The organism is Tessaracoccus massiliensis (assembly GCF_000826065.2).
GTDB classification, from domain to species: domain Bacteria; phylum Actinomycetota; class Actinomycetes; order Propionibacteriales; family Propionibacteriaceae; genus Arachnia; species Arachnia massiliensis_A.
The window spans coordinates 1-4,086 of the sequence record NZ_LN623535.1; the positions used below are offsets into that span (position 1 = coordinate 1).

General features: G+C 67.9%; 11 protein-coding genes. All 11 read right to left on the bottom strand.

The window, feature by feature from the left end:
• On the bottom strand, positions 1-291 hold a 291-nt coding region (locus tag BN1186_RS00125), incomplete at its 3' end, for a hypothetical protein (RefSeq protein ID WP_040281373.1).
• Positions 292-445: 154 nt separating this feature from the next.
• Positions 446-955 carry a hypothetical protein gene (locus tag BN1186_RS00130; protein ID WP_040281375.1) on the bottom strand — a complete coding sequence of 170 codons (510 nt, stop codon included), beginning with the start codon at positions 953-955 and terminating at the stop codon, positions 446-448.
• Positions 948-1,187, bottom strand: a complete 240-nt coding sequence (locus BN1186_RS00135) for a hypothetical protein (protein WP_040281377.1) — start codon at positions 1,185-1,187, stop codon at positions 948-950. The genes BN1186_RS00130 and BN1186_RS00135 overlap by 8 nt, the downstream gene beginning before the upstream one ends.
• The gene (locus BN1186_RS16175) at positions 1,180-1,308 is read right to left on the bottom strand and encodes a hypothetical protein (RefSeq protein WP_281278417.1); all 129 of its coding nucleotides are present in this window, start codon (positions 1,306-1,308) and stop codon (positions 1,180-1,182) included. The genes BN1186_RS00135 and BN1186_RS16175 overlap by 8 nt, the downstream gene beginning before the upstream one ends.
• Positions 1,305-1,562, bottom strand: coding sequence for a hypothetical protein (locus BN1186_RS00140; RefSeq protein ID WP_040281379.1), 258 nt, complete (start codon positions 1,560-1,562; stop codon positions 1,305-1,307). Before BN1186_RS00140 ends, BN1186_RS16175 begins: the two co-directional genes overlap by 4 nt.
• Complete coding sequence (locus tag BN1186_RS00145; RefSeq protein ID WP_139650688.1) at positions 1,559-1,741, bottom strand: hypothetical protein; 183 nt, start codon at positions 1,739-1,741, stop codon at positions 1,559-1,561. The genes BN1186_RS00140 and BN1186_RS00145 overlap by 4 nt, the downstream gene beginning before the upstream one ends.
• Entirely contained in the window at positions 1,738-2,079 is a 342-nt protein-coding gene (locus BN1186_RS00150) for a hypothetical protein (protein ID WP_040281381.1), read from the bottom strand. The genes BN1186_RS00145 and BN1186_RS00150 overlap by 4 nt, the downstream gene beginning before the upstream one ends.
• Positions 2,076-2,525 (bottom strand): hypothetical protein, encoded by a 450-nt coding sequence (locus BN1186_RS00155; protein WP_040281383.1) that lies wholly within the window; start codon positions 2,523-2,525, stop codon positions 2,076-2,078. The genes BN1186_RS00150 and BN1186_RS00155 overlap by 4 nt, the downstream gene beginning before the upstream one ends.
• A complete protein-coding gene (locus BN1186_RS00160) occupies positions 2,522-3,178 on the bottom strand; it encodes an HNH endonuclease (RefSeq protein ID WP_052459590.1) in 657 nt (218 codons plus the stop codon). Before BN1186_RS00160 ends, BN1186_RS00155 begins: the two co-directional genes overlap by 4 nt.
• On the bottom strand, positions 3,175-3,666 hold the full coding sequence (locus tag BN1186_RS00165) for a hypothetical protein (protein WP_040281385.1): 492 nt from the start codon (positions 3,664-3,666) through the stop codon (positions 3,175-3,177). The genes BN1186_RS00160 and BN1186_RS00165 overlap by 4 nt, the downstream gene beginning before the upstream one ends.
• Complete coding sequence (locus BN1186_RS00170) at positions 3,663-3,977, bottom strand: hypothetical protein (RefSeq protein WP_040281387.1); 315 nt, start codon at positions 3,975-3,977, stop codon at positions 3,663-3,665. The genes BN1186_RS00165 and BN1186_RS00170 overlap by 4 nt, the downstream gene beginning before the upstream one ends.
• Positions 3,978-4,086: the final 109 nt, after the last annotated feature.

A 4,086-nucleotide genomic window follows, 5' to 3' on the forward strand; every position in this document is an offset into this window, starting at 1 on the left:
GGCGCGGATGGTGGCGGGGTCGGCGGGGGTCACGTCGGCGTGCGGGTCACGCCATGACGGCACCTCGTCGTGCGTGGGCGGCTCGGGCTGCCACCACGGCCGGTCGGTGAACGCGATGCCGGCCGGCGTGTGGCAGTCGGGGTTGGCGGCGGCACGCAGCGCGGCGGCAGCGACCTTGTGCAGCGGCCGGGTACGCACGTCCCACAGCGCGTTGGTGATCGCATTGAGCGCCCAGCCGGGGCGCACGGTCGCGACGAGTGCCGCGAGTTTCTTCGCCTGGTCGGCAGTCATTGTCGTTTTCATGCCGCTGAAACCTCGCGCGTTTCAGGCCTAAGCAGCATTTGAAAGCTAAGAACAGACACCACAGACCAGAGCGAGCCGGAGCGTTGCCAGTTTGTAAGTTTGTAAGCTTGTAAGTTTGTTGCCAGACGGTTCCGCGAACGGTTCATGAAACTGTTCCCTCCAACGGTTCCCGAAACAGTTCTGCGAACAGTTCCGGAGTGAGTTCCTCGATCGGTTCCCACGTCCTGGTCCATTCGGCGCCCTCGTCGTCGTGGATGCGGCGCACCTCTCGGGCGATGGCGTCATGGATTGCCGGCGAGGCGATGCGCTCGTATGCGCCGCAGAAGGCCTTGACGATGTTGGGCTTGGCGAGCACGTTGTCGTGTCGCAGGAAGGTGCGCACCAAGACCTCCCCGGTGCGCTTGTCGATGACGAGCTTGTCCAGGGCGGCGAGTTCGTCCCATGTCCGCGACACCTTCCGCTCAGTGAGGTCGGCGGCCAGCCCCGAGTAGCGGGCGGGGAAGTAGGGCACGACGCCGGCCCATGAGAGGTCGGGGCTGGAGACGATGGCCATGTAGCAGTCGTGCTGCATGGTGGTCATGGAGGCCCAGTCGGGGTCGCGGTGGGTGGTGGTGAGGTAGCGGCCGAACTGTCTGCCGGTGCCCTTACCCATCGTTGCTCTCGATGTCGTCAGCGCTGCGGATGATGATGCCGCTGGGGTTGGCCACCTGGCCGTGCGAGACATGGTGGTCGGTCCAGTCCCATTCCACGTCGGCGCTGTCGGGGTAGTGCTTGCCGAGCGCGACGACTTCGCGCAGGTCGGCCCATGTGATGTCGTAGGCGTCGGTGGGCCACGGGAATACGACGTAGGCGCCGGGTGGCAGCAGGTTGCTGATGTCAGACATTGGTCTCCTCCTCGGGGTATCTGGCGAGCTCGGCGTCGATCGCGCCGAGCAGCTTGTCGCGGTTGAACTTGGCGTGGATGGCGACGATGGCGCGGATCGCGGACAGTGCGGCGAGGTTCATGGCCGGCGCTCTTCGTCGCAGCCGGTGCAGTGGCAGCCGCGGGCGAGTCGGCAGGCGCGGCATAGGCGGGGGTTGGTGCCGTCGGGCCAGCCGCCGCGGTGGAAGCGGATGGCCTTGGGGCCGCGCATGGCGGTGAGCATCATGGGGCTGGTGGCCGTGTCGCCGCACTCTCGGCATTGGACGGTCCAGCCCAGCAGGTCACGGCCGACGATGCCGTCGACCATGCCTGCGAGGGTGGGGAGCTGGGCGGTCATGCTGCTGCTGCTCCTAGGGTCGTGGTGTCGTCGATGCGGACGGGCGGGGCGAGAAAGAGCCGCCAGGGGGCCGGGCAGAGGCGCCAGTGGGTGGCGGCTGCCCGGCTGATCTGGAGCGGGGTGCCGGCGATGCGGGTTCCGCACGAGCACCACGCTTCGGTCGGGGTCTTGGGTCTCATGCGGCTCGCCTCCGGTCGCGTAGGCGCCGCTGGCGGATGGCCTCGGCAGTTACATCGGGGCGGGGGTGTCCGTGGCGGCTCAGCGCCTTCTCCAGGGTCCATGCGGTAACTCCGAGCCGCTGGGCGACGTGGGAGGGGTGCTCGCCGGAGTCGAGGAGCCACAGGGCATCCTCGACCAGTTCGGCGCCGCTCCTGCGCTTGTCGCTGTTCAGCGCCCGGTAGATGGCGGTCAGCCCCGTGCCCATGACGTCAGCGATGCGCTGGGGCTTCCAGCCGACACGCTCGTGGAGGTCGCGGATGAGTGCGCGGTCTGCGTCGGTGAGCGGTGAGGATCTCACGTCTGGGCCTTCCTGAGTCGGGTGAGTCGGATGGCGACGGCCTTCTCGGTGCGGCCGAGGGTGCGGGCGGCGTCATCCAGGGGCAGGGTCAGGGCAATGTGGTCCTCGTCGGGCGTCCAGGGCGATCGGCTGACGCGGAAGCGGGCGCGGGCTTTGGGGTCCCGCTGGCAGGCCGAGCAGAGACGTCCGCCGTGCCCGATGGGCTGCCGTTTGCGGGTGAAGCAATGGGCGCAGCGGGGCGAGCAGTCCGTGGCTGAGCATGCCTCGATGGCCGCCTGGTGCGCGTCGCGCTCGGTGGCGTAGGCCTGCACGGCGAGGCAGACACGGCAGGCCACGAACCACTCGCGGCGACGCTGGTAGTAGGACTCCTCGCCCGTGGGTGCCCACGGCTCGGTCAGGATGGCCCCGGCGGTGCCGTAGCGCTGGGCAAAGGCGATGCGGGTCACGTCAGGGCCTCTCTCTCGACGGTGTGGCCGCGTCCGAGGCAGACGGGGCAGGCGGGGTCGACGGGGCCGTAGCGGCGGCACGACGGGCAGGCGGCGGCGAGGTTGGCGGAGAGCCGGTCGCGGTCTGCACGCCTTTTGGCGGTGTACTCCGCGACCCTGATTTCATCGCAGCGCTTGCACAGCCGAGTCGTTGCGCTCTTGGAGGGGTTGTAAAAAGTGTTTCCAGGGGTGTACTCATGACCGTGCTTGCAGTGGGTGCGGCGAGCCATATGGTGTTTGCCGTTGGCCACTCGATCGAGCATGTTGTCGGCGCGAGTGCCCCAATACAGGTTCTCTACCCGGTTGTCGCTAGGGTCGTCGTTTCGGTGGCAGCATTCGTGGCCGGCTGGGCATGGGCCGATGAACGCCTCCAGCACGAGGCGGTGGACGTAGGCGCGCACCGTCGAGCGAAGTCTGACGTAGAGGTGGCCGTAGTTGTTGCGGGAGAGCGCGAGCGCTACGCCCCGCAATTGACGGGTTCTACCTAGTGAGTCCACAACCGTGCGGGCGACGCTGCGCACCCGGCCCCTGTCGGACACCTCGTAGGCGGGCGCCCATAAGACGACCTTCCATTGCTCGACGCCGTCCTTGACGGCATGGGCGTAGCTACTCACGGCTGCTCACCCGCTTCGAGCTTGTCCGCGACGTAGACGGCCAGCGCATACGCCTGCCAGATGTCGGCGCTGAAGCCGTGGAACCATCCCGGCTGAGCCTTCGTGCCCTTGCCGTGGTTCGGCTGGCCTGGCGCGAAACGGTCCACCAATGCCTGGCGGATGTTGCTGTCCTTGGCGCGGGAGTCGTGGCAGTGGTGCAACTTGACCTCGCGGCGGAACACGTGGCGTGGCCAGCCGCCCCGGCAGGCAGTGTCGAAGCGCCCGATCCACACGCAGGTGTCGAACACCTCGTGGCCCACGGCCATGCCGTAGCTGGCGACCATCTCGATCGCGGCCATCTCGTAGTAGTGGGTCGATCCCTCCGCAAGCTGCATGTAGAGGGCGTCGTTGTCGAGCTTGTCGGCCCAGATGACGCGGCAGTCGTCCGAGTCGATGATGACGTAGGCCGACTCGATGTTGCCGGGGTCGATGGCGAGGATGCGGGTCACAGCAGTGTCTCCTTTTGCTCGGGTGTGCAGCCGCGGCACAGGTGGATCAGCTCACCGTCGGCGGTGGCGTGGTGGCGCTCGGTGCGCCCGGAGAATCCGCCGATGTGACGGTCGCCGTTGAGCCAGTGGCGCTCTCTGGGCGTGGGGAGTTGCTCGGCGAGCCGGTCGAAGTCGCGACAGCTGGGGACCTGGATGTGCCATCTGCGATCCCCGGTGGCGGGGTTGTCGACCCAGTGGACGCTGATGGGTGTGACGTGGTGGCGGTCGATGAGGGCCGCGAGGTCCGCGAAGGTGGCGATGGGGTCGGTCACAGCAGGGGCTCCTGTTCTTCGAGGGGGTGCGGCGCTGCCTGCCAGTCGCACTGGTCGGCTTCGGCTTCGGCGCGGGTGGGGTAGGTGGGGGCGTTGGGATAATTGGGGC